Annotated in this window: 22 protein-coding genes, 4 tRNA genes and 3 pseudogenes; 15 read left to right on the top strand and 14 right to left on the bottom strand. The window is 30.0% G+C overall.

Annotated features, from left to right (window positions below):
* Positions 1-6: 6 nt before the first annotated feature.
* From JAHGCCOI_RS00565 to JAHGCCOI_RS00535, 7 genes and pseudogenes are all read right to left on the bottom strand, one after another.
* Positions 7-240, bottom strand: coding sequence for a hypothetical protein (locus tag JAHGCCOI_RS00565; RefSeq protein ID WP_339332283.1), 234 nt, complete (start codon positions 238-240; stop codon positions 7-9).
* On the bottom strand, positions 233-670 hold the full coding sequence (locus JAHGCCOI_RS00560; protein WP_479491967.1) for a hypothetical protein: 438 nt from the start codon (positions 668-670) through the stop codon (positions 233-235). The genes JAHGCCOI_RS00565 and JAHGCCOI_RS00560 overlap by 8 nt, the downstream gene beginning before the upstream one ends.
* Positions 670-867, bottom strand: a complete 198-nt coding sequence (locus tag JAHGCCOI_RS00555) for a hypothetical protein (protein ID WP_479491966.1) — start codon at positions 865-867, stop codon at positions 670-672. The genes JAHGCCOI_RS00560 and JAHGCCOI_RS00555 overlap by 1 nt, the downstream gene beginning before the upstream one ends.
* Positions 868-886: 19 nt before the next feature.
* Positions 887-1,177 carry an HU family DNA-binding protein gene (locus JAHGCCOI_RS00550; RefSeq protein ID WP_479491965.1) on the bottom strand — a complete coding sequence of 97 codons (291 nt, stop codon included), beginning with the start codon at positions 1,175-1,177 and terminating at the stop codon, positions 887-889.
* Positions 1,178-1,197: 20 nt separating this feature from the next.
* A pseudogene (gene tmk / locus JAHGCCOI_RS00545) lies at positions 1,198-1,844 on the bottom strand (dTMP kinase).
* Position 1,845: 1 nt separating this feature from the next.
* Positions 1,846-2,250, bottom strand: a pseudogene (locus JAHGCCOI_RS00540) (hypothetical protein); the annotation flags it as partial.
* 1,668 nt (positions 2,251-3,918) lie between these two features.
* Positions 3,919-3,999 (bottom strand): annotated as a pseudogene (locus tag JAHGCCOI_RS00535) (sigma-70 family RNA polymerase sigma factor); the annotation flags it as partial.
* 213 nt (positions 4,000-4,212) lie between these two features.
* Between JAHGCCOI_RS00535 and JAHGCCOI_RS00530 the strand changes: the two are divergent.
* The 10 genes from JAHGCCOI_RS00530 (at position 4,213) to JAHGCCOI_RS00485 (ending at position 10,883) form a co-directional block, all read left to right on the top strand.
* Complete coding sequence (locus JAHGCCOI_RS00530) at positions 4,213-4,431, top strand: hypothetical protein (RefSeq protein ID WP_479492114.1); 219 nt, start codon at positions 4,213-4,215, stop codon at positions 4,429-4,431.
* Positions 4,432-4,604: 173 nt separating this feature from the next.
* A complete protein-coding gene (locus JAHGCCOI_RS00525) occupies positions 4,605-4,958 on the top strand; it encodes a hypothetical protein (protein WP_479492113.1) in 354 nt (117 codons plus the stop codon).
* 26 nt (positions 4,959-4,984) lie between these two features.
* The gene (locus tag JAHGCCOI_RS00520) at positions 4,985-5,200 is read left to right on the top strand and encodes a hypothetical protein (RefSeq protein WP_479492112.1); all 216 of its coding nucleotides are present in this window, start codon (positions 4,985-4,987) and stop codon (positions 5,198-5,200) included.
* A 38-nt stretch (positions 5,201-5,238) separates the two neighbouring features.
* Positions 5,239-6,009, top strand: a complete 771-nt coding sequence (locus JAHGCCOI_RS00515; RefSeq protein WP_479492111.1) for an ABC transporter permease subunit — start codon at positions 5,239-5,241, stop codon at positions 6,007-6,009.
* 1,264 nt (positions 6,010-7,273) lie between these two features.
* Entirely contained in the window at positions 7,274-8,998 is a 1,725-nt protein-coding gene (locus tag JAHGCCOI_RS00510; RefSeq protein WP_479492110.1) for a ribonuclease J, read from the top strand.
* Positions 8,999-9,334: 336 nt separating this feature from the next.
* Complete coding sequence (locus JAHGCCOI_RS00505; protein ID WP_479492109.1) at positions 9,335-10,198, top strand: DegV family protein; 864 nt, start codon at positions 9,335-9,337, stop codon at positions 10,196-10,198.
* A 322-nt stretch (positions 10,199-10,520) separates the two neighbouring features.
* Positions 10,521-10,596: transfer RNA gene (locus JAHGCCOI_RS00500), tRNA-Glu, on the top strand.
* Between the two features lie 14 nt (positions 10,597-10,610).
* Positions 10,611-10,687, top strand: a tRNA-Arg gene (locus tag JAHGCCOI_RS00495).
* A gap of 24 nt (positions 10,688-10,711) precedes the next feature.
* Positions 10,712-10,788: transfer RNA gene (locus JAHGCCOI_RS00490), tRNA-Pro, on the top strand.
* Positions 10,789-10,808: 20 nt separating this feature from the next.
* Positions 10,809-10,883: transfer RNA gene (locus tag JAHGCCOI_RS00485), tRNA-Gly, on the top strand.
* A 147-nt stretch (positions 10,884-11,030) separates the two neighbouring features.
* Here the strand turns inward: JAHGCCOI_RS00485 and JAHGCCOI_RS00480 are convergent.
* Positions 11,031-11,837, bottom strand: a complete 807-nt coding sequence (locus JAHGCCOI_RS00480; protein ID WP_212509186.1) for an HAD-IIB family hydrolase — start codon at positions 11,835-11,837, stop codon at positions 11,031-11,033.
* Positions 11,838-12,029: 192 nt separating this feature from the next.
* On the opposite strand from JAHGCCOI_RS00480, the gene JAHGCCOI_RS00475 reads away from it, so the two are divergent.
* From JAHGCCOI_RS00475 to JAHGCCOI_RS00455, 5 genes are all read left to right on the top strand, one after another.
* The gene (locus tag JAHGCCOI_RS00475) at positions 12,030-13,721 is read left to right on the top strand and encodes a ribonuclease J (protein WP_212509187.1); all 1,692 of its coding nucleotides are present in this window, start codon (positions 12,030-12,032) and stop codon (positions 13,719-13,721) included.
* Between the two features lie 636 nt (positions 13,722-14,357).
* On the top strand, positions 14,358-14,612 hold the full coding sequence (locus JAHGCCOI_RS00470) for a glutaredoxin domain-containing protein (RefSeq protein ID WP_479492108.1): 255 nt from the start codon (positions 14,358-14,360) through the stop codon (positions 14,610-14,612).
* Positions 14,566-14,811 carry an ArsC/Spx/MgsR family protein gene (locus JAHGCCOI_RS00465; RefSeq protein ID WP_479492262.1) on the top strand — a complete coding sequence of 82 codons (246 nt, stop codon included), beginning with the start codon at positions 14,566-14,568 and terminating at the stop codon, positions 14,809-14,811. Before JAHGCCOI_RS00470 ends, JAHGCCOI_RS00465 begins: the two co-directional genes overlap by 47 nt.
* 394 nt (positions 14,812-15,205) lie before the next feature.
* Positions 15,206-16,195 carry a ribonuclease HIII gene (rnhC, locus tag JAHGCCOI_RS00460; protein WP_479492107.1) on the top strand — a complete coding sequence of 330 codons (990 nt, stop codon included), beginning with the start codon at positions 15,206-15,208 and terminating at the stop codon, positions 16,193-16,195.
* A gap of 63 nt (positions 16,196-16,258) precedes the next feature.
* A complete protein-coding gene (locus JAHGCCOI_RS00455; protein ID WP_034171969.1) occupies positions 16,259-16,678 on the top strand; it encodes an HIT family protein in 420 nt (139 codons plus the stop codon).
* Between the two features lie 273 nt (positions 16,679-16,951).
* Here the strand turns inward: JAHGCCOI_RS00455 and JAHGCCOI_RS00450 are convergent, their stop codons facing one another.
* The 6 genes from JAHGCCOI_RS00450 to ybeY form a co-directional block, all read right to left on the bottom strand.
* A complete protein-coding gene (locus JAHGCCOI_RS00450) occupies positions 16,952-17,356 on the bottom strand; it encodes a class I SAM-dependent methyltransferase (RefSeq protein ID WP_479492106.1) in 405 nt (134 codons plus the stop codon).
* A gap of 41 nt (positions 17,357-17,397) precedes the next feature.
* Positions 17,398-18,795, bottom strand: coding sequence for an RNA polymerase sigma factor RpoD (gene rpoD / locus JAHGCCOI_RS00445; RefSeq protein WP_479492105.1), 1,398 nt, complete (start codon positions 18,793-18,795; stop codon positions 17,398-17,400).
* Between the two features lie 82 nt (positions 18,796-18,877).
* Positions 18,878-20,692, bottom strand: coding sequence for a DNA primase (dnaG, locus tag JAHGCCOI_RS00440; protein WP_479492104.1), 1,815 nt, complete (start codon positions 20,690-20,692; stop codon positions 18,878-18,880).
* Between the two features lie 9 nt (positions 20,693-20,701).
* Positions 20,702-22,060, bottom strand: a complete 1,359-nt coding sequence (locus JAHGCCOI_RS00435; RefSeq protein ID WP_479492103.1) for a glycine--tRNA ligase — start codon at positions 22,058-22,060, stop codon at positions 20,702-20,704.
* Positions 22,061-22,160: 100 nt separating this feature from the next.
* Entirely contained in the window at positions 22,161-23,036 is an 876-nt protein-coding gene (gene era, locus JAHGCCOI_RS00430) for a GTPase Era (protein WP_227807076.1), read from the bottom strand.
* A 128-nt stretch (positions 23,037-23,164) separates the two neighbouring features.
* Complete coding sequence (gene ybeY / locus JAHGCCOI_RS00425) at positions 23,165-23,605, bottom strand: rRNA maturation RNase YbeY (RefSeq protein ID WP_479492102.1); 441 nt, start codon at positions 23,603-23,605, stop codon at positions 23,165-23,167.
* Between the last annotated feature and the right edge of the window lie 89 nt (positions 23,606-23,694).

Genomic DNA, 23,694 nt, shown 5'->3' with positions numbered 1-23,694 from the left:
TTTGTATTAATTATTTATTTCTTTGTTACTTTCTAAATTGTTTTTTTCTTTTGATTCGTTATTTGGATTTGGAATAATTGAAAATGATTTTTTGGGTTTACTTTCTTTTTGTGTTTCATTTTTTTGATTGATTTCTGGCAATGGTACAAAATTAAAAAATATTTTTTTAATGATAAACATTAAAGCAGTTGTAAATAGAGCGCCAACTATAAAACCGATTGCGAAATTTAGATCATTCATTTTCATCCTCCTTGTTTATAATTGAATTAGATTGGTTTTTATTTGAATTTTTTCTTGCTTTTTTTTCTTTCCATTTCGCAACTTTAACTCTTTGTGCTTCTATTTGGGATTGGAGTTTTTCTTGATTTGCATTGATTTTATCTATTTTTTGTAATAATTGTTGTTCTAGGTATTCTTGTCTGGCACTTTTAATTTCTAAGTTTTGTAGTTTTTTGTTGGGGAAAAAGAAAGCTACAACTAAATCTTTAATAAAAACAATAATATTTGTAATTAATTTAAAAATAGGTTTGAAACCAGAAACAATAAGAATAGTGAAAAGCGTTGTTTGGATTCCATCCATTCTTCGTTCAAGTATTTCGGTAGTGCTAAATCCTTTGGTATAATTTAGAATAAAATTGCTAATTGTTGTAAAAATTGTTATAATAAACATCATTCACCGCCTTCACTTACCTTTATTCGTTTGTTTTCAGCTAATTTCTTTTTGTTTTTAAAAGTTTTATTGGGGCGGTCTAAATTAAGCCATTTGCCTTTGGGTTGGTGGTATTTGTTGATTTTTTTCTTGGTTATTGGTTTGCTACAGTCTTTGAAATAAGTCCCACGGTATGCTTCTGTCATTCCATCACTCATGTTAATTATTCTCCTTATTTTATTTTAATTTGAGTTTTTTAACTTCATCTTTAAGTGTTTTTGACACTTTAAAACTAACTGCGGTTGAGGCAGGGATTTTGAGTTTTTTACCTGTTTGGGGGTTTCTTCCTAAACGGGCTTTTCTTGATTTTAAGATGAATTTACCAAGTTGAGGTGATAAAACTACCTCTTCGTTGGATGTGATTGATTTAATTAAGGTATTTTCAAATGAATTGTAAAATTCTTCGGTTTTTGCAACTGAAGTTTTTAGTTGCTTTGCAACTTCTTTGATTAATTCTTTCTTAGTCATTGTTTTGTTGTCTCCTTTTTTTATAATATTTTTTTATTAATTAAAGTTTTGATTATTTGGGCTAAATTATCTTTTTGTGAGTTGGTTGCATTAATTAAAAAATACTTGCAATTTTGGTGTTTACAATTTACATCATTACAGTATTTATGTTGATTTAAATAATTTTGACGCACATTTTCAAAATAAATTAGTGGTTTTTGTTCGATTAAGTCTAATTTATGATGGGGGATTGATTGTTTTCGGTGTAAGCCAATTTGGGGGTCAATATCTAGATAGAAAGTTAAATGAGGTTTGAGTAAATATTGATTAATAATTTTTGATGTTATTTCATCATCATAATCTATGGAATTACTATTGCTTTGATAAGCTAAAGTAGAATCATACCAACGGTCAACTATAACAAGATGGCCACTAAGTAGATTAGGTATTATTAATTCATCTTGGGTTTGGATCATGTTGGAAAAACTAAGAAAATATTTAGTTTTTGTACTTGTTTTTTTTGGTATAAAAACAAATTTCTTATTTCGTTTCCAATAGAACTACTTCCTAAACCTTGGTAAACTTTTACTTTTTGTCCTTTATTAATTAAAGATTTTTTTAATTTATTAATCAAAGTAGTTTTGCCGCTTCCATCTAGCCCTTCAAAAACTATTAATTTATTCCACATTTTAATTATTTCCTTTCGTATTTTTGATTAAATTAATATCTTTAAAATAAATAAATTGTCTTTGGAATAAGGTATTTACAAAGATATTAGCTTTTTGAGAAAAACAATCAATTACTTTATCAATTCCTTGGACTTTGCCGTTTTTAATTTTATTGTTGAGCCTTTGGGATTCGATAGCATCATTTGTTAATAAGTAATATTCAAAACGCGTATCGAGTTTTTTTAGTTGTTGAGCTTCGATGATAGCTTGTTTGTAACGTTCACGGAGGCAAGTTTTAAAATTAAAAGCAACAATTCGTTTGTTTTGGGTAAACAATACTAAATCAAATTTGATATCAGGAATAAAAAATAAATATGTTTGGGGATATTGTTTGGTGATTCCACGATGTCGAAAATAAATTAAAATATGGATAAATCAGATGCGTTTCGGTTTAGGATTTGCCTTTCTAAACCTTATTACAAACTGGTCCCCATCTAAACCGTACGAGCAAGTTTCCAGGCATACGGCTTGCCATAATTATATCGCTTTCGCGAACTAGTCAGTATTACTACTGATTTCGTGATTTGTTCTCTATAATTACTAGCTACTTTCGCTCTTTAAGAGTCGTTAACTCTCGACTTGGATAGGCGATTGACTAAATTATTCCAAATTTAGTTTTACTCTATCAACTACTGAATAGCTTCTTTATCCTTGAACCATAGGTCTAAACCTACTTTAGTTTTGAAACTGGTTTTTAGGATTCTCAAATTTCCGTCTATAATGTGTCTGATAATTTTAGGTTTGGTTATACTGGCGTATTAATAGCCAGGAATGTTATGTGAATTACTGATTTAACAGATATGAAAAAATGGATTAAAGGAACATCTAATTTATTCCTTTAAGGTTTTACATCTCCACGTGTCATTAACTTTCGTGGTAGGTTCAACTATTACGACATTTCTTTTCCAATTAGGGTATTGCAACCTTATCCATGATTATCTTGGTCTTGCGAGAACTTTTTGCCTAGTTAATTCGGCTCATTTCGCTTTTATATCTGCTGTAATTGGTTATTCTTTCGTTTAACCAACCGACACCATTGCTGGTTTTATATGACCTCAGGACTTCATTTCCATCCTGGTAATTGACTAAATTACTCCATTATATCGTATATTTGCGCCCTTAGATATTCGTTAATTTTGCCACGCAGTACTTTTTGCTTTTGGGAAGTTGATTTGGTAATTTGAAAATAATGATTCAAACTTTGATGATTTAATTATAGCGATAGATTGCACGCGTTTTGGCTATTTACGTGCAGCCCCGCTCCAAACCGTACAAGCAAGTTTCCAAGCATACGGCTTTCCCATTCACAGCCTATTTCTAGGGTCTTCTAAATATCGCTATTTAGTTGATTGATTATTCAGTAAGTTTGAAAGCTTAGAAACTTTATCTGCTTCAGTTGGTTGCATTTGCATCAACCTCCTTTCTCCCGAATTGAATAATCCTGTGAATCTAACTTCTTCGCCTTGTACCTAGCTTTCCTAGGCTCCGTGTGAGGGCAATTATCTTGGTTATTCCAAACCAAGTTTTAATTCCTCCGACTACTAAAAGTCTCTTTTTCCTTGAACCCAGAGGCATTTTAATTTCCTCTGTTTGGGATGGTTTTTAGGAATCTCGAATTTCCGACATCATTATGCCCGATAGTTTTAGGTTCGCTTTCGTTGTTAAAGCTTGAAGCTAGACTAGAACACTTTGGTTCCGCCAACGACATCATGAAGGGCGCTATTTAAAGCGACATGTGATTATATATGAAGACATGCATTTTTCCTTCATATCTTTCCTTCATTTCAGGGGTTTCACTAACTTGCCCTGAAGTTATCGGATTACGATAATTTCCGCGATTAGGGATTTGCACCTTCTCCATGACTATCTTAGTCTTGCGAGAGCATCTTGGCTAGTTATTTCACCTCACTCCGCTTTTACGGTCTGCTGTAATCCGCCATTCTTTCGTTTGACTGACCGACCGCATGACCTCACGGAATAATCAAGTCCGTGGCAATTGGCTAGATTGCTATAATGGTGCGTTTATTCGCGCCCATGCATTTCGATTAATTGATCGCGAATTGTTAAATTGTTTTTACTTTTTAAAAAATCTTTAAATAATTTTTGTCTTAACATTTTATTCCTTTCTAAAAATATTTTTAGAAAAGATATGAAATTATTTTTTTAGTCTTGAAAAGAAAAAAAGACTAACTATTAAGTTAGTCTTAAAGAATTTTTAAAAAGTAAAAAGTTGTCCAAAGTTTTGGAACACCTCAAACTGCTTCATGTCTTGCTATTACTGAGGATAGAAAAGCCAAAGTTGATTTTAGTATTGCATATAATGTTCCTATGAATGGATTTGTAGTAAGAAGGGACAATAAAGATTTTGAATCTAATCTTTTTGCACACAACGCAAGAGTCAAAGATAAAGATTTATTTGCTCACTTAGACAATTTATATGAAAATGCCAAAAAGGAAGGCAAAGAAAAATCATTTACTTTTATAGCTGTTACTGCTAGTGCTACTGATACAGATTTTTTAGGTAAAGGTTATTTAAAAAATTATTAAACAATAGAGATATTATAAAAAAAGAAACTTCTTCAGATGATATTGGACCTAATTTAGAATTTATTAGAAATAATAAAGCAGATATTTTTGTAGTTGATGATGTAATAGCACATTATAATACTGAAGGAGACAAAGATTTAAAGTATTTTATTCTTGATTCAACTGATCCTCAATTGCAATCAGGTCCTAATGGTGTAGGAGTTGTTGTTAAAAAAGGCGATACCAAAAGACAAAAAGAAGTTAATGATGCTTTGAGGAAAATATTTAATTTAGAATATGTAAAAGACAAAGATGGAAAAGATACAGATGTTATTGAAGATCTTAAATATATTCTTACAAGATTGCATGAATTAAAGAAAGAGAAAAGAACAAATGACCAAGAAACTAGATACAAAGATTTAAAAGGCAAAAATACAAGAAAACCAGAAGAAGAAAAAGAATTTAGTACTTTATTTAAAGTTTTAGATAAATTTATTCTTGGAAATCTACAAAAAATTGATGAAGCCAAGAAAGATTTGATGCATTAAAAGAGATTAAATTAGAATTTGATACTTTGGAACAATGTTTAGACAAAGACCAAACCAAATTACAAAATGTTAAAGATAGATACAAAAAATTACAACAAAAAAACACAAGAACCCAAGAAGAAGAAAAAGAATTTAATAATTTAGCAACAACTACAAGAAGTAGCAACGAACAAGAAAATACAAAAGAAACAAGCGAAATAATTCGTTTAGAAAAAAACTTAATAGCATTAGAGACAAATTAAAAGAATTTGAAGATAGAGTTTATAATGCTACTTATAAAATGAGAAATATTAAAAATTTAGGTTTGTGGCAAAAAATGTGTTATAATTTCCCATCTTATAAAAAAGGGTTATATAATACCTTATTAATTAGTATTGATGCCTTATTAATAGGTTTTTTATTAGCTTTATTTTTAGTAGGCACAAAGATTAAAGTAACAAATACAAGAACTAATAACACTTTTGTAAAAACATGTTATAAAATGATTTCTAAATATGTTGATACTTATATTTGGTTATTAAAAGGAGTGCCAATTGCAGCTCAAGCAATGTTAGTATGGTTTTCTACTAGTTTGTGGTGGCCTAGTAAAGGCTTTATGCCTGATTTATTTCCTGATGGATTTCCCCAAATTAACCAAATACATGCTGCATTATTTGTAATTACTCTTAATGCTGGTGCAAGTCTTACTATGATTTTAATGCAAAATATTAAATTTGTTGATAAAGGACAAATTGAGGCTGCTTTTTCTTTGGGAATGACTCAAAGACAAACTTTTTACAATATTATTTTTCCGCAAGCATTAAAAAAATCAGTTCCTTTTGTCATAACTCAATTTATTACCAATATTAAAGATTGTGCCTTTTTTGCTTTTATTGGGCTTGTTGAAATGGGCTGGATTGCTAACCGAAATATGGGAATTACTGCTGATGTCATAACTCCTTTTGTCCTTCTTTCCATAATTTATTTGGTTTTAATTCAGTGTACTAATACTTTGGCTAAATATTTAGAAAAAAAATTAAACCCTTCTTTTAGACCTGTGATTAGTGTTTAAATTTTTAAATGATGATAAAATAATTATAAATTAAATATAATATTTAATAATATTAAAATTACAAGTTGCAAAACAACTATTCTTATCATTACAAAATTGAGATTTTTGTCAATTTTCAAAAAATAGACCCGCTTTTTAGTGAGTCTTCATTATTTGAGTCAAAATTGTAACAAATAACCAAATAGTAATTACGCACTTTATTTAGGTTTTTACTACATAAATAATTTCTTTTGTCAACTTTAAGGCAAAAATGCGTTTTTAAAAATTATTTTTTTAGTATAATATAGGTATATTAGATAATATTTAGTATTTTGATTGGGTGTTTAAATTTTTAAATCAAAAATAATGATTCAAATCAAAAGCAATAATTCAACTTATTTTAAAAACCAAATTAATACTAACAATAATATTAAAATTAACTTGTAAAAAAGTTATAATCTAGATTTTAATATCAAATCTAAATCTAAAACTAAATATTTGCAAAAAATTTATTTTTTACAACCCGCCTCAAAATCAATTTCTTTGGCAAAAAAAATATAAGCCAAGTTTCAAAATTATAAATAATTCAAAAAAATGTTTTACCCCAAAGTCAATTATTTTTTCAATTATTTATGATTTTGAAAATTATTAAAAATATTTATCAATAAAAAATTGCTTTTGGAGATTTTCATATCCAATAAAAAATGCAATATTTGAAAAAACCAAAGAAAACTGAAAAAATATTTTTTGTTAATGATTTAAAATTATTATCAAATTGCCCAAAACCATCAATAATCCACCTAATATTTTTTATTATATTTCTTTTCTTTTTTCTTTCTGGCTAATATTTTTAATTATTCAAAATTTGATTTTGACTCTTATAAAATACTTTTAACCTAATAAATAACATTTTTGCTACAATAAAATACAAGCAAGTTTCCTAAAAGTTTTCGTGCATTTGTTGCAAGTCTTTTATTGCATTTAATTTATTGAATTGCAATTGCTGTTTGATTTTTATTTTGGGCATTTTGCAAGTCTTTTATTGATAAATTAAATAAATGCGGCATTATCGTATCCCAATCCCGCTTTTGCAAAAACATCTAAATTGACAAAACGAAAAAATATTTACTAAATAATTCAACAATGCCAACACCAACCAAAAACCAAACCTAAATATATTTTTCAATGCTCAATTCCGGATTTGCAATCCCAATTCAATCCCAATTTTTATTTTTTTAATTTTTAATTTTCAAAATATTTCAAGAAATTATTTTCATCTTTAATTATGAATAATTTCCAAATTACAAACTGGAGGTTCCAAGTGAATGACATTAAATTTTTTGCTTTAGGAGGACTGGGCGAAAGTGGAAAAAATTTTTACGTCTTGCAAATTAACGAATCTTATTTTTTACTTGATGCTGGACTAAAATATCCCAATACCGCTCTTTATGGCATCGATTCTATGATTGCTGATTATTACAAATTACAAGATATCAAAGACAAGATTAAAGGCGTTTTTTTATCATCAGCTTTTGAAACCAATTTGGGTGCCTTGCCTTACTTGATGAAAGATTTTGATATCCCTGTTTATGCTTCTTATTTTACGATGCAAGTTCTAAAAGCGCATTTTCAAAGTCATAAAATTAATTACCGCAATTTTAATCTACAAATCGTTAAAAGCGATGAAAGACTTATTTTTGATGATGTGGCAGTGGCTTTTTTTGCTACATCGCAATTGATTCCTGAAACATTGGGAATGGTTTTTCAAACTAAACGAGGTAGCATCGTTTACTCTGGCGACCTTAAATTATTGCATTCTAAAAATAAATTTTTTCAAACTAATTTTACAAGATTAGCTCAATTAGCACAACCCAAAGTACTTGCCTTTTTGCCTTCTTGTCGTGGGGCTTTTAGCACATCTGCGCATAATAATGATGCATCGAGTTTTGAGCACAAATTGAATAACTATTTTAGCAATCACTTGCTTAAATCCGAAGGTATTATTGTTTTTCCTTCTTTGATGCCTGATTTGTTAAAAATTCAATCCATAGTGGATTTGGCATGTAGACTTAATTTTAAAATAACTTTTTTAGGTAGAAAAAGTGAAAAAATTATTGATATTGCTTTGAAAAAAGGTTTTTTAAAAGTGCCTTCCTTCAATTTAGTGGAATTAAAAACACTAGAAGACTCCAAAAAACATCCAAAATTAGTTGTCTTTGTGCTAGGTAAACATTTTGAATCTTTGTTTCATTTGCAAAAAATGTGTCAAAAAACAGACACTTTAATTCATTTAACGCCCCAAGATTTAGTGTTGTTAATGTCCAAAGAAATGGCAGGAATTGCCAAAATGCAATCTCAAACCCTAGATCTTTTGTCACGCCACAATATTCAAGCCCATGTTTTGGTAAAAGACCTAGATGCTTGTTCCAATGATTATGAAAAAACCCTCAAATTGATGCTTAATTTTTTAAAACCTCAATACATTATTCCTGTTATGGGCGAATATCGTCATCAATATCAAGTGCAAAAAATTGCCCAAAGTTTAGGATTCAAACTCAACCAAACTTTCTTGTTAGAAAATGGCAGTATTTGGCATTGTGACCCACAAAAAGATGCCTTTGCCGAATCTAATACTGGTGTTCTTACAGAAATTTTAATTGATGGTACTCCCGTTATTGGTGGGCAAGATTTTATTATGAAAGACCGTGAATTTTTAGCAGCGGATGGAGTTGTAATTGTTGTTGCCAATGTTAATGCTAAACACAAAAAAATAGTAGGTGCTCCACAATTAGTAAGTAAAGGCTTTTTGGCAGATTCTGAAACTAGTCATATTTTTCCTAAGTTAAAAGCTATTTTTGATGAAAAAAGTGAAATTTTTTTGAAAAAAAAGTATCTTAAATGGAATGATTTCAAAAAAAATATTAGAGAATCATTAGTTAAATTTTTATTCAAAGAAACTAAAAAAAGACCTATTGTTATTCCTATTTTCATTAGTGTTAAAAGTGAATAAAACGAATAATAAATACAAATAAATACGATACAAAATAATAAGAAAGTTGTCAAAAAACAATAATTCAATATAAAAAAGTTAATTTATTGTTGTTGTGCCTTCCTTTTGTTTTTTGCTCTTTTGTTTTTCCAATTTGACCAATCTGACAATTTAATTTTTGTATTTTTCATTTTTGCACTACTTCACCCCAAATAAACCCTAATTACAACCCACTAACATCTATTTTTAATACTAATTTCTTTTGATATTTTAATTATATTCCAAATATTTTTCATTACCAAAAACCTTTATATGGCAAATAATTGGCATCCCTAAAGCAAATTAAAGGAGAATGATGTGCAAATAAAAGTTGCAACCACTTCTACTAGTTGTCTCGATTATTACTCGCATTCTTGTGATATTGACATTCTTAGAATCAAAATTTTAATCGACGATCAAGAATATATTGATGGTAAAACCATGAAATACGATCAATTTTATCAAATGTTTAAAAACAACCCTGATTTTATGCCTAAAACTTCGCAAGTATCGGTTGGCGAAATGGTAGTTTATTTTGAAAAGTTAGCTTTACAAGGTTATCAAAAAGTTTTTGTAACTACGCTATCTTCTGCTTTAAGCGGCACTTATAATGCTATTATTCAAGCAGGAAAAATGGTATCAGATAAAATTGAGGTACACTGTTATGACACTAAAACTGTCTGTTTTTGTGAAGGTTTTTTTGCCCTAGAAGCTTATCGTTTATTTGCAGAAGGCAAATCCCTAGAACAAGTTGTTAAGCATTTAGATTTCATTAAAGAAAATAATACCATTTTTTTTATGACCAAAAAGCTTACACAATTAATTAAAAATGGACGTTTAGTAGGAGTAAAAAGTTTTTTGGGGCGCCTTTTGAGAATAAATCCCATTTTGCAAGTTCAACAAGATGGCAAAATTGCCTTAATTAAAAAGACTTTAAGTTCCCACAAAGCACTTTTAGCCATAACTTCTAAAATCAAAGAATATATCCAAAATCATGATTATCAAATCCATTTAATTTTTACAGGGCACCCTGAATTAAAAAACGAGTTTCAACAAGTTTTAGAAACCCAATTAGGCTTAAAAAATTTAGTACAAATCCCTTTAACTCCTGTTGTTGGGTGTCATGTAGGAGACAGCGCTATTGGAGTAGGAGTTATTAGAAAACCTAAATTTCAAAAATAGTACCATTTTCCATTATTATAGTTTTTGCAAAATTGAAAAATAGTATAAATATTAATTCTTGCTCCTTAATTCTTGCAAAATGTATTTTTTGGGTTCCTGCACGACTGTATTTCTACACCAAAATATCGCAATAATACATATTTTGCAAATATTTGTCATAAAACAATTTTATTATTTGACTTTTTGGCTAAATGTTGGTATAATAATTATTGGTTAAAATTAAAAAAACTTTTGAATAACTTATTTTATTTTGATGCCACTTTAAGAGATTATTTTTATTTGTGCTTTATGATTTATTCCAAGGTATAAATAAAAAATATTAGGCCCGTTGGAGAAACGGTTAACTCACATGCCTTTCACGCATGCATTCACGGGTTCAAATCCCGTACGGGTCACCAATTTGATAAAAAAAGCACCCATAGCTCAATTGGATAGAGCATCTGACTACGGATCAGAAGGCTAGGGGTTCGAATCCTCTTGGGTGTGCCATTAAAACATCATAAATGCAATTAACGGGAAGTAGCTTAGCTTGGTATAGCGCCTGGTTTGGGACCAGGAGGTCGCGGGTTCAAATCCTGCCTTCCCGACCATTCCTTAATTAACTATCTATGCGGGCGTCGTATAATGGCCATTACCTTAGCCTTCCAAGCTAAAGACGTGGGTTCGATTCCCATCGCCCGCTCCATTTATTATTCCCCATAATAAATATAAAATAAAACTATAAACTAAAAAGTTAAACCGCTTATCTCATCAATAAGCGGTTTAACTTTTATTATATATTAACACAACAAAAAAAGCTGCAACAAATTGTTACAACTTTTCTTTCAAACTATTAAATTATTTTTTTAGTCTTAAAAAAATCATACATGCGGTCTTCATCAATATGAGGGCTTACAAAATTAGCAATATTTTTTAAATCTTCTATTTTGGTATTTCCCATAGTAATTGCCACATCAGCTAATTTAAGCATTTCAAAGTCGTTGGGACCGTCTCCCATACAAATTAATTGATGATCGGGATAAAGAGTCTTAATTTGCTTAATTCCGTATGATTTGTCTATTTTTTGATACATTATATCAACAAAACCACTATCCCAAAAGTAAGCTTTTAATTGGGGCATATCTTTTAAAAATTGTTGTATCTTTTCTTTATCGTTTTCTTTTTCATGTAATAATACCATTTGATAAACTTTTTGTTGCTCAAAAAAAGCATCATTTAGAACTAGTTTTTGTTCCCCTTTAAAACTGCTAATATTGTTGAGTGTTTGGTTGTTTTGTAAATCTATGGCAAAAATTTGGTCCAAGGTAAAAAGAGTTAAAGCAATTCCATTTGTAGCAGCTGCTTTTTTAACTTGCATAACATCTTTTTGGTCAAAACAAACCTCATTAAGGACTTTTTCTTCTTGCGTCTTTTGTGCTTGCATTGTAAGAGCGCCGTTGCACAAAACTAAATATTTAAATAAAGGTCTTAATTCTTTTAAAACTCCTAATCTAGCATAACTTCTGCCTGTAGCAATTCCTAAAACTACATTAGGACTTTGTGAAAGCTCTTTGATTAACGCTTTTGTCTGAGGCAAAATAGCTTTATTTTTATTACTTCTTAAAGTGCCGTCAATATCAAAAAAAATTAGTTTTTTCATAAACTTTATTACCTATTTTCTTTATGAATATAATTTATAATGTCTTTTTTGCTAAAAATATTAATTTTATACAATAATTAATTACAATTGTTGCTTATATTATACTATAATATAGGTAGTAATAATCGTTAAAATAGGAAACCTTAACAGTTTTTTATTGATTTTAATGAGATTTAAAGGAGAATAATTTTTATGAATAATTTAGACCCAAAGATTAATAACTATAATTCCGATGTTTCTTTCTTTGCTTTGGGAGGGCTTGGCGAAGTTGGGAAAAACATGTATGTTTTTGAAATTCACAAGCAAATTTTTATTGTAGATTCAGGGATTTTGTTTTCAGATGATTTTTTGTTAGGAGTCAATTACGTCATTCCCGATTATGATTATTTATTGAAAAACGAATCGCGTATTGTAGGGCTTTTTGTTACTCACGGACATGAAGATCATATTGGAGGCATTCCTTATTTGCTTAAAAAAGTGCGTATTCCTAAAATTTTTGTCTCAGGGATTGCATATTATTTGTTAGAACATAAATTAGCAGAGCATAAAGAAATTGGCGCCCTGCCCAAAATAGAAAAATACAGCCATGATACCAAATACGAATTTAGCCATCAAGTAAATGTGTCTTTCATCAGACTTAACCACTCTATTCCTGACACTTTTGGGATCGTTTTTAACACCAAATACGGCAATATTTTTTATACTGGGGATTTTAAAATTGATTATACTCCAGTAGGTCCAGAAGCACAATATGATAAATTAATCAAGATTAAACAAGAAGGCGTTTTGTGCCTGCTTTCTGATTCTACTAATGCCGAGCAATCTGGGTTGGTCCAATCCGAAAGTACTATTGGGGCTTCCATTAATGAACTTTTTGTAAATATTGCAGACCGCATCATTATTGTTACTTTTGCTTCTAATTTTTACCGCATCAAACAAATTGTAGAAGCTGCTATTCAGACTAAAAGAAAAGTTGCAGTGTTTGGGCGCAGCATGGAAAAAGCTTTGGAAATTGGCAAAAAACATGGCTATCTTAACATTCCTGAAGGCACCCTTGTCACAAGTAATAACATTCACAAATATCGCGATATTATCTTGCTTTGCACCGGCTCACAAGGAGAGCCCTTAGCAGCTTTAAGCAGAATTGCTAACAACACTCACAGACAAATTAAGTTAAGTCCCAAAGATACTATCATTTTTTCTTCTTCTCCCATTCCTGGCAACCAAGAAAACATTAATAAAATTTTTGATTTACTTTTCAAAAAAAATGTCAACGTCATCACTCACGGACCTTTAATTAACACTCACGTATCAGGACACGGTAACCAAAATGACCTGAAATTGATGCTTTCGCTTACCAAGCCTAAATATTTTATTCCAGTTCACGGCGAACATCGCATGTTAATTGCACACAAAAATTTAGCTCTAGAATGTGGTATTCCAGAAAGTAATATTTTTATTTTGGAAAACGGACAAATGGTAAACTTAGCTCCTGAAAAAGCTGCCATTACCCAAAAAACGAATGTAGGCAACGTCTTTATCGATGCTTCTGGAATAGACGATGTGGGCAATGCCATCCTAAAAGAACGTCGTAGTCTGAGTGAAAAAGGCTTATTTTCTGTTGTTATGAGTATTGATTTAAAAAGAAAAAAAGTCCTTAATTTACCAACAATTGTTTCTCGTGGCTTTATTTATATGAAAGATAATCAAGAAATGATTAAACAAATTTCTTATGATATTAAAAATAGTATTGAAACTGCTATTAAACAAGATGAAGTTCAAAAAGAGACTTTAAACAAAATTATCGTTGATTATCTTGCCTCTAAAATATACGGAATTACTTTGAGAAATCCAATTATTATTCCTATTATTTTGACAGTTTAAAGTAGTTTATAGCATTTTTTCATTATTTTCTTATTTCCATTATTTTAAAAAACCATTTTCAAAACCATTTGCAAAACTATTTGATTTTTTACAATGATATCTTTTTTTGCAAATAGTGCACCAAATTTATTTTATTATTTATCGAATTATTTTTTTATTCAAAATTTATTTCGATTTTTATATTAACACCGTTTTTAATATTAAAATTTTTTATTGAACCACAATAAATAACTTTTTTAAAAAATAAAACGGTCTTTTTTTTAAATATTTTGGGATCATTTTAATAACTTTTTACCCTTTTTATTCTTTTTTCTTTTCTTGCATTGATTTTCCTTTTCTTGCCTTGCTTTTCCTTTTGTTTTTCCTTTTAGGATATGCAGATGTTGCATTAAAAAACATTTTGCCTTTGGATTTGCCTTAGGATTATAAATATTTTTCAAAATTAACCATTATTTAACTAAAAATAAAAAACCTTCTACATTTTATAACTCAAATTAATTATAATTTAAAATTTTTAATAGCACTATTACATTTTAAAAATAAAATATAATATTTTTAATATATGAATATCGCATTTTTGCACGCCAAAATTCATTCATTAATTTATTTTATCAAAGGAGAATTACATAAATAATTATGGTAATTGTTTATACGAGTTTTAGTTTTGTTTCTTGTAAAAAAGTTAAAAAATGGTTAAAAGCTCATGGGGTAAGATACGAAGAGCGTAATTTGTTAAATTATAAAATGCAACCACAAGATCTGGATTTAATTTTAAAAAATTGTGATTATGGGTTTGATGATATTATTTCGCGACGTTCCAAAATTTTTAAAGAAAAACAAATAGATTTGGAAACTATCAACACCGATAACATCAAAAAAAATTATTATTGAAAATCCTGAAATTTTAAAAAGACCTATCATTATTAAAGATCAAAAAATTCAAATTGGGTATAATGAAGAAGAAATTCGTATTTTTATTCCCAAAAAACTGCGTTATTACTTGATGGAAAATAATGTTAATTTTTATAAAGATAAAGAAAATAATCAATATGAAACAGTATTGCAAAACTTTTTTAAAAACCATAAATAATGAAGAGCAATATTTTTGTTGCAAAAAGTCTCTTATCATTTGCAAAGTTTCTTTTATCATAAACAAACTCAAGTTTAAAAACAATATTTGTCCCTTTCCATTTATAAATTGGCTATTTATAAAAGATGTAATTAAAAAAATAAACTAAGTTGCAAGTTGCAAGACTTTCAAAAAGCAATTTTAATCAAAAATAATTTTCAATTCAAAGTTAGAATGTTTTTCAAATATTCTAATTTTTTTTATATAAATTGCAAATATTAGCTTGTTATTTTATCTTTTTTCAGTTTATTGTGATATATAATAAAAGAAGTGATGACAAATTTTGGTCTTTTTTGCAAAACCAAAGACAACAAAAACTGCCAAAATGCAAGAAATATTAAGGAGGTATTAAGTGATGTCAAATTATAGTTTCAAATTGAACAACAATCAAGTAGCAACAATTAAAAAATTCTACTACAAACAATTAAAATTATCACCTAATAAAACGGTTGCTTTTGTTATAGATGAATCTTTGGCTAAAATAACAGTTTATAATAACGGAACTTTGTTAGTGCAAGGAAAAAACACCTTATCTATCGTTGCTTTTATTAAAAAAATATTGCAAATGAAAACAGTTAGCGATAATAGCGAAATAAAAGAAGTTAGCCATTCATTAGTCAAACAAGTCCCAACGTTAAAAACTAAAAGCAATGCAGGGACAAATTCATTTTTGCCACTTTATAACAAAAAAACTTATTATCTTCCATCCATTGGTTCTGATGAAGTAGGTACAGGAGATGTTTTTGGTCCTGTTATTGTTTGTTGTGTTTACTTGACTGCTAAAAATATTGTTTTTTTGCAAAAATTAGGAACTATTGCTGAATCCAAAAAAATCTCAGATGAAAAAATAATGCAGCTAGCTCCTTTAATTATGAAAAAAGTTATTTATTCTGTTAAAATAATGATGCCTTTAGAATACAATCAAACAATCAAACAATGTAATCTCAACAAAATTAAGGCTTTAATGCATAACGAAGCAATTAAGCAAACCGTTTTAAAAGCTTCTCCAAATGTTCCTGTCATTTTGGATCAGTTTTGTTTTCCTAAAAATTATTTTAATTATTTGCAAGACCAAAAAGCCCAAAATGAGATTTATACAAAGATTATTTTTGAAACTAAGGCCGATAGTTCTTATTTTAGTGTTGCTGTGGCTTCTGTTATTGCTAGATATCTTTTTTTAACACAAATAGCAAAACTTTCTAAGCAAATTAATTCCAAATTGCAATTAGGAGCAGGCAAATTGGTAGATTTGCAAATTGATTTGATAGTAAAACAACACGGATTAGAGATTTTGCCTCAAATTGCTAAGTGTAATTTTAAAAATATTGTGCGCAAAATGGAATAAATTTATAATATTGGTGCTTAATTGCAAGTTTATTTATCCAAAAACACATTTAAAGGAGTTTTTATGTCAACTATTTTTACTAAAATTATCAAAAAACAAGTTCCTGGTTATCTACTTTATGAGGATAATTTAGTAGTTGCTTTTTTAGATATTACCCAAGCGACCAAAGGACACACTTTGGTGGTGCCTAAACAAGAATATCGTGATATTTTGATGATGCCCGAAGATGTTTTTGCCCATTTGTTTAAAGTAGTACATCAAATAAGCAAAGTATTAATGGATGTTTTTCAAGCTCAGGGAATCAATTTATTAAATAATAATGGCAAAGTAGCAGGGCAGACTGTTTTTCATTATCATGTGCATTTGATTCCTCGTTTTGATGAAAAAGAAATTAATTTGGTTTTTAAAAATAATGCTTCTTTGATGTTTCCTCAAGATTATGAAAAAGTTCAAAAAGCTATTTTAGCGCATTTGAATAAATAAAAAATATATTGTTAAGGAAACATAAAATAAATATATTGTTGTCTTGCTTTTTTTGATGATAAAACCTTTACAAAATATTTATATGGGTTTTTATGGGTCTTTTCTAACTGTTTCATTTATTTAGACAACTTAATATTTTAATATAACATTTAAGACCAGCTTAATCGTTGGTCTTTTTTGTTTATAAAATGGCACAATTATTAACTTATAATAAAAAAACCAAACTATTAAAATAGTTTGGTTTAATCATAGATATGTAATTGGAAGCAAAAATTAGCTTTTGCGAGTTACTTTTAAGAAATGATAAAAAAATTTGTCAAATAAATGATATTCTTCTAAAATTTGAAAATCGTTTTTTAATAGCCATTCTTGAAGATAATCTTGATTGCTTTGTGATCCTAATATAAAATGTTTGCTTTTATCAGGACTTTTTTCAAGTATTTTAGTAATAGCATAAGTTCCCATACCACAAATTAGGGCAAGATCAAAATCTTGGCAAATGTTTTGGAATCCGTCATTTAAACAAAAAGTAACTGGATAGCAAGCAAGGTTTTTTTGGGCTTGAAATAAAGGTTTTAATCTTATATCTGCTGCAATTGCTTGTTTGATATAGCCTTGTTGAAAAGCCTTTTTGAGTACTAAACCATGATCTGTTCCGATGTCTACAACGGTTGTCATAATTTTTAGTAAGAGACGCAATAAAAGGGATTCGTTTCATTTTATTTGTGGTTGTGGTACAAACTTTTTAATTTGCTTTGTTTAGCTGGAGTTCTGAGTCGTCTTAGAGCTTTGGATTCAATTTGGCGGATTCTTTCTCTAGTAACTCCAAATAAAGCGCCTACTTCTTCTAAAGTGTGGGTTTTGCCATCTAAAAAACCATAGCGCATTTTTAATACTTTTTCCTCGCGGTCAGTTAAGGTATTTTCTAGGACTTCATCTAAAAGATTTTGAGTTACTTCTTTCATCATGTATTCGTGGGGGGATAAAATGTTGGGATCTGAGATAAAATCCCCCAAAGAAGTTTCGTCTTCTTCGTTTTCTCTTGCGGGAGCTTCCAAAGAGATGGGTTTTTTTTCAATATATTGGATGCTGCGAATTTTTTCAGCAGAAATATTCATTTTGTCGGCTAACTCTTCAACTGTAGGTTTTTTCTTAAGTTTTTGAGTTAATTTGCGAGTGCAAAGTGCCATTTTATTAATAGTTTCTACGATGTGGACAGGAATTCGGATAGTTCTTGCTTGATCGGCAATCGCTCTTGTGATGGCTTGTCTAATCCACCAAGTGGCATAGGTAGAAAATTTAAATCCTTTTTGATAATCGAATTTATCTACTGCACGCATTAAGCCCATGTTGCCTTCTTGGATTAAATCAAGAAACAAAATGCCTCTTCCAATATATCGTTTGGCAATGGAAACTACTAATCTATAATTGGATTCTACCAAAATATCTTTGGCGCGCCTTGCTTGTTCGATTTGGTCATGTGCTTCTTGGAGTTGTTCTTCGGATAATTCAATTTCTTTGGTTTTGTGCTTGGCAAGATTTTGTTTGGCTTGTTTTCCTAAAAAAACTAAAATGGATTTTTTTTGTTCTTCTGCTAGCGAAAGCAAAGGGATTTGACCAATTTCTTTTAAATACATGCGAACTGAGTCATCCATTTTAATATCAGAATGGATTTTAGAAATTTCTTCTTTAGAAATTTTTTCATCTTCGTCTTCTTCTAATTCTATGAGTTTTTCATCTGATATTAAGTCCTTTTCAGAAATGTCAAAATCTTGGATGTCTTCTTCTGAGTCTTGTGTGTTGTCTTCATCTTTGTTGTCATCTGTGTTTTCTAAGTTTGCATTTGTTAATTCGGAATCAAGGTCAGTAAAATCATCATTGGTGGTGTTTGTTTGGGGGTGCGTATCATTTTGATTGGGGTTTTCATTTAGAGATGGAGCTGCTTGTGTTTCGCAAGAAATAATTTGAATCCCTTGTTCTTTTAGGTTTTGTGCTATTTGTTGATATGGTATTTTTATGTTTTGATTTTGCAAAAAAGACATAATTAATTGAGATGTTAGTTTTTGTTCGCTTCCAGCTTGCTCATTTAAAGTTTTGATTATGTTATCGAATTCCATTTATTAACTCCCTTTTTTCTTTTTTTAATTAAAATTTGGCTATGAACTTGTTTTGATTTTGGTTTTTTGAGTGGTTTGTTTTTTAACAAAATATATCATTTACTAATTCGCTTAATTGTTGTTGTAATTTTCTTCTTTCTTTTTTGAGCTTGTCTTTCTTTTTTTGTAATTTGTTTTTTTCAGTGTTATCTATTGGAAGTAATTTATCATTTAACTCATTTATTTTTTGTTGTTTTTGTTCTATTTTGTCGCGGATTTCTAATTCTTTTATATAATTGTTAAATATTTTGCCTTCTTTATCTTGTAAAAGAGGGCGCTTTTCCATTTTAAAAAAATGATGTTTTTCGATAGATGTCAATAAATCATCAATATTTTCTTTAAATGCGGTGTTTTTGATTTCTTCCCAAGGAATACAAGTTTGTTTAGGATTTTTCTTGTAATAATTTTTAATATAGTTTAGCAGACAACTGTATTGCAAGTCATCAAAACCGGGGGTTTTTTTGATGGTGGCAAATGTTTTGGGGTTTTGGGTTTTGAAAAAAGCAGCATTTAAAAGCAATTCTATGATGATTTCTATTTTAATGTCAAATTTGGTTACATTTAATTGTTGTTTGGTGTGAGCAATGTAAGGAGGTTTTGGGGTTTTGTTAATGGAGACTTGAGAATTAAGGTTAACTGTTAGTTGATATGTTTTTTGTAAGTATTCTTGATAAAGCATTTTGATTTCAAAGCTTGAGGATTGGAATAGTTCTTGTAATTCTTTTTTGGTTTGGGCTTGGTTGTAAGAATCCATTTGTTGGCAAATCAAATCCACTTTCAAAGCTAAAAAATCCTTTAAATTATCAGTTAGAAGGTGTTGGTATTTTTCGGGTCCTTCAGTTTTGATGTATTCATCGGGGTCTAGATTATTGGGAAAATCTACTATTTGGACTTTGAAGTGGTTTTTTTGGAGAAAGGTTCCAATTTCTAAAGTAGCGGTTTTTCCTGCTTTGTCGCCGTCATAGGCAATAATTATTTTGTCGGTGAGTTTTTTTAATAGTTTGGCATGATCCAAAGTAAGGTTGGTTCCCATGGTAGCAACTACGTTTTTGAATTGGGCTTTGAAAGATGCCATAACATCAAAAAAACCTTCATGCAAAATGACTTTTTGTTTTTTTCTGATTTCAGCTTGGTTTTCGTAGTATTGATACAAAGTTTCGCCTTTTTTGAAAATTATTGTTTCGGGACTGTTGAGATATTTAGGCATTTGATCATCTAGACTGCGGCTGGAAAAAGCAACAATTTGGCCTGATTTGTTAGTAATGGGAAAAATGAGTCGGTTTTTGAAAAAATCATAAAAGTTGCCGGTTTTGTCGTCTTGATTGATGAGACTTAATTTTTTGAGGTCATCAGGGTCAAATTTGGTACCTTCCATTAAATAACGTGATAAATAGGAAGCTTTGGGAGCATAACCTAATTTAAAATGTTTTATTATGTCATTGTCAAAGCCTCTTTTTTCTAAATAATTGAGGACTTGTTTGTTGTGTTTTAATTGATGGGAATAAAAATCTGCTGCTTCTTGAATGATGTTGTAGAATTTTTGGTATTGATGGGTGCTTTGCTGGGGTAGGGAAGTAGCAATGCCCAAGCGGGTTGCCAGTTCAAAAATGGCTTGATTTAAAGAGGTGTTTTTGATGCTTTTGTAAAAAAAAACAGGATTACCGCCTTTTTTACAAGACATACAAACTCCTATATTTCTTTCAGGAGACACAGAAAAAGAAGGCGTTTTTTCATCGTGAAAAGGGCACAACCCCATGTAATTTTTGCCTGATTTTTTTAATTGTACAAATTCTTGAACTAAATCAAGGATAGGCATTTTTTCATTGATTTGATCAATTAATTGTTTGTTATCTTCCATTTTGATCCGTTATTTTAAAATAATTTTTTCTTGGATGTATTGTTTGGCTTCTGCTAGTAAAAAGGTTTGTTGTTGGGCGGTGTCACGGTTTCTTAAAGTCACTGTGTTGTGGGTAAGGGTTTGGTCGTCTACAGTGAGACAAAAAGGAGTACCAATCATATCTTGTCTGCGGTATCTTTTGCCAATACTTTGTGTCTCATCGTAACAAACATCAAAATGTTTGGCTAAATACTGGTGGATTTCTTGGGCTTTGGCGCTGTGTGTTTTTTTGATTAATGGCAAAACAGCTACTTTGTAAGGTGCTAAAAAAGGGTGAAAAGTAAGGATTTGCCTTGTTTCGTTGGAGGTGCTTTCTTCGTGGTAATTGTTAATTAGAAAAGCAAAAAATAGTCTTTCTATTCCTAAAGAAGGTTCGATAACGTAGGGTAAAATTTTTTGTTTGGTAGTTTCGTCAAAATAAGTAAGATCTTTTTTGGAGTGTTGTTGGTGGGTTTTCAAGTCGAAGTTTGTTCTGGAAGCAATCCCCCAAAGTTCATCAAAACCCCAAGGAAATTTGAATAAAATATCGCAAGTTTGTTGTGAATAATGGCTGAGGTTTTCTTTTTTGTGATCTTTAAATGTTAAATTTTGCGGGTTCATACCCAAAGTAATTAAAAAATCATACATTAAGTTTTTCCAGTGGTTAAACCAATGGGCTTCGGTGCCTCGTTGGCAAAAAAATTCTAGTTCCATTTGTTCAAATTCACAAGTACGGAAAATAAAGTTGCCAGGTGTCACTTCGTTGCGGAATACTTTTCCAATTTGGCAGACTCCAAAGGGAAGTTTTTTTCTGGTAGTTTTTAAAATGTTTTTAAATTGGATAAAAATTCCTTGTGCTGTTTCAGGTCTTAAATATAGAGGTTTGGAGTTTTCCAAAATGACTCCTTGATGGGTTTTAAAAAGCATGTTAAAAGGTCTGATGGGTGTCCAGTTGGAAGTTCCTAAGACTTGGTTTTTGACTAAATAGTCATGCATTTGTTCGTAGGACCAACCGCTAATATCTAACTGTGGATTGTGGCTTTCGATGAGTTTATCAGCACGAAATCTCTTGTTGGTGTCTTGATTTTCGGTAAGGGGATCCGAAAAAGAATCCAGATGACCTGAGGCTTTCCATACGGTAGAATTAAGTAAAATGGATCCATCTAACAAAAAATTATTGGGTTGTTCTTGGACAAATTTTTGCAACCAAGCTTTTTTAATGTTGTTTTTTAATAAACTGCCTAAAGGACCATAATCCCAACTATTGGCAAGTCCCCCATAAATTTCACTGCCTGCAAATACAAATCCTGTTTGTTTGGCTAATGAAATAACTTTGTCTAAATGTTGCATCCCAAAGCTCCTTTTTGTTGTTGGTGTTGATGTTTTGATTTTTGCGTTGTTTTTTTTTTTTTTTGATTTTGTTTTTTTGAGTTTTTTCAATTATAATTATTTAATATCCAAAGCGACTTAATAAATCTTTTTGGTTGCGCCAATTAGGATACACCTTGACCCATAAATTAATGTGAGTTTTGATTTGCAAATGGCAATTGAGGTCTTGGCGAACATGTGTTCCTATTTGTTTGAGTTTGGAGCCTGCCTTGCCAATTAAGATTTGTTTTTGAGAGCTTCTTTCTACCAAAATCAAGCCCCAAATTTCTAATAAATGGTCTTTTTGTTCCATTTTTTCAATTATTACGGCTGAGGCGTGAGGGATTTCTTCGTGGACATAATAAAGGACTTTTTCGCGGATTATTTCTGCTATCCAAAGTTCTTTTTTTTGATCAGTAATCATGTCTTGCGGATAGTAAGCGACCCCTGGTTTGATATTTTGATAGATATTTTCTTTTAAAAAAGTGGTGTTTTTGGCTTTGATAGCAGAAAGTGGGATTACTGTTTGAAAAGAAAAATGGTTTAAATAGCTTAAAATAATAGCATCAATTTGGCTTTTGCTCTTTAAACGGTCAATTTTGTTGATGACTAAAAAAACTGGTTTTTTGGTTTGGAAAATCATTTTTAACAAAGTTTCTTCTTTGGGATGATAAAAGGAATCTGTTAAAAAGAGAATTAAATCAACGTCTTTGATGCTTTGAAAAGCGATGTTGTTCATTTTTTGGTTCAATAAATGTTTATATTGGTTAATTCCTGGGGTGTCTACAAAAATATATTGGGCGTTAGGTTCGTGGCAAATGCCAATAATTTTGTGGCGTGTTGTTTGGGGTTTGGCGCTTGTGATGGCAACTTTTTGTTGGGTTAATGCGTTTAGAAGAGTTGATTTGCCGACGTTTGGGCGTCCCAAAATAGCAATAAAACCAGATTTAAAATCCATGTAAGTCCTCAATTTCTTAGTTATTTTTTTGTTTTTCTTTTTCCTTGTTGGTGTTTGTGCGGGTGTTTTTATTTTGGTTTATTTCTTTTTGTTTGGTTTTTATGGGATTTGGGGCTGCTGCTGCTGTTTTATGTGGTTTTGTCTAAATTTAGACCTACGTTTTGTAAAATTTTTTCTTGTAAAGCAAGCATTATTTGAAACTCTTCTTCGGTGCGGTGTTGATAACCCTTAAGATGCAAAAAACCATGCACTGCTAAAAAAGCAATTTCGCGTTCTAAACTGTGCTTGGCTGTTTGTGCTTGGACTTGGGCTTTGGAAAAAGAAATAAAAACATCGCCTAAAGAATTGTCTTCTAAGCCTGCAAAAAAAGTTAAATCATTAGTAAAAGACAAAACATCTGTGGGATAATTTTTTTGGCGATAAAAGGAATTAAGTTCTTGAATTTTTTCGTTGGTAACAAAAATGAGATGCATTAATTTTTTTTCTTTGATGGGTAAAAACATTTTAATTAATAAAGATTTAAAAGGTGTGATGCAAAAATAAGTTTGATTGTGGATTTTAATGATCATTTAGCATTTCCTATTTGGGGTTTGGGTGGTGGTTGTAGTTTTGGTTGCAATTGAGTTGTTTTTTTGGTAATTTTTAATAATGAGATTAT

The organism is Mulberry dwarf phytoplasma (assembly GCF_056504655.1).
The sequence above is the reverse complement of the archived record's forward strand: the minus strand, read 5'-3'. Positions and strand labels throughout refer to the sequence as shown.

What these genes read in the sequence shown, in the direction of transcription:
- JAHGCCOI_RS00565 (WP_339332283.1), bottom strand. Translation starts at nt 240, where the DNA reads ATGAATGATCTAAATTTCGCAATCGGTTTTATAGTTGGCGCTCTATTT.
- JAHGCCOI_RS00560 (WP_479491967.1), bottom strand. Translation starts at nt 670, where the DNA reads ATGTTTATTATAACAATTTTTACAACAATTAGCAATTTTATTCTAAAT.
- JAHGCCOI_RS00555 (WP_479491966.1), bottom strand. Translation starts at nt 867, where the DNA reads ATGAGTGATGGAATGACAGAAGCATACCGTGGGACTTATTTCAAAGAC.
- JAHGCCOI_RS00550 (WP_479491965.1), bottom strand. Translation starts at nt 1,177, where the DNA reads ATGACTAAGAAAGAATTAATCAAAGAAGTTGCAAAGCAACTAAAAACT.
- JAHGCCOI_RS00530 (WP_479492114.1), top strand. Translation starts at nt 4,213, where the DNA reads ATGAATGGATTTGTAGTAAGAAGGGACAATAAAGATTTTGAATCTAAT.
- JAHGCCOI_RS00515 (WP_479492111.1), top strand. Translation starts at nt 5,239, where the DNA reads ATGAGAAATATTAAAAATTTAGGTTTGTGGCAAAAAATGTGTTATAAT.
- JAHGCCOI_RS00510 (WP_479492110.1), top strand. Translation starts at nt 7,274, where the DNA reads ATGAATAATTTCCAAATTACAAACTGGAGGTTCCAAGTGAATGACATT.
- JAHGCCOI_RS00480 (WP_212509186.1), bottom strand. Translation starts at nt 11,837, where the DNA reads ATGAAAAAACTAATTTTTTTTGATATTGACGGCACTTTAAGAAGTAAT.
- JAHGCCOI_RS00475 (WP_212509187.1), top strand. Translation starts at nt 12,030, where the DNA reads ATGAATAATTTAGACCCAAAGATTAATAACTATAATTCCGATGTTTCT.
- JAHGCCOI_RS00470 (WP_479492108.1), top strand. Translation starts at nt 14,358, where the DNA reads ATGGTAATTGTTTATACGAGTTTTAGTTTTGTTTCTTGTAAAAAAGTT.
- rnhC (WP_479492107.1), top strand. Translation starts at nt 15,206, where the DNA reads ATGTCAAATTATAGTTTCAAATTGAACAACAATCAAGTAGCAACAATT.
- JAHGCCOI_RS00455 (WP_034171969.1), top strand. Translation starts at nt 16,259, where the DNA reads ATGTCAACTATTTTTACTAAAATTATCAAAAAACAAGTTCCTGGTTAT.
- JAHGCCOI_RS00450 (WP_479492106.1), bottom strand. Translation starts at nt 17,356, where the DNA reads ATGACAACCGTTGTAGACATCGGAACAGATCATGGTTTAGTACTCAAA.
- rpoD (WP_479492105.1), bottom strand. Translation starts at nt 18,795, where the DNA reads ATGGAATTCGATAACATAATCAAAACTTTAAATGAGCAAGCTGGAAGC.
- dnaG (WP_479492104.1), bottom strand. Translation starts at nt 20,692, where the DNA reads ATGGAAGATAACAAACAATTAATTGATCAAATCAATGAAAAAATGCCT.
- JAHGCCOI_RS00435 (WP_479492103.1), bottom strand. Translation starts at nt 22,060, where the DNA reads ATGCAACATTTAGACAAAGTTATTTCATTAGCCAAACAAACAGGATTT.
- era (WP_227807076.1), bottom strand. Translation starts at nt 23,036, where the DNA reads ATGGATTTTAAATCTGGTTTTATTGCTATTTTGGGACGCCCAAACGTC.
- ybeY (WP_479492102.1), bottom strand. Translation starts at nt 23,605, where the DNA reads ATGATCATTAAAATCCACAATCAAACTTATTTTTGCATCACACCTTTT.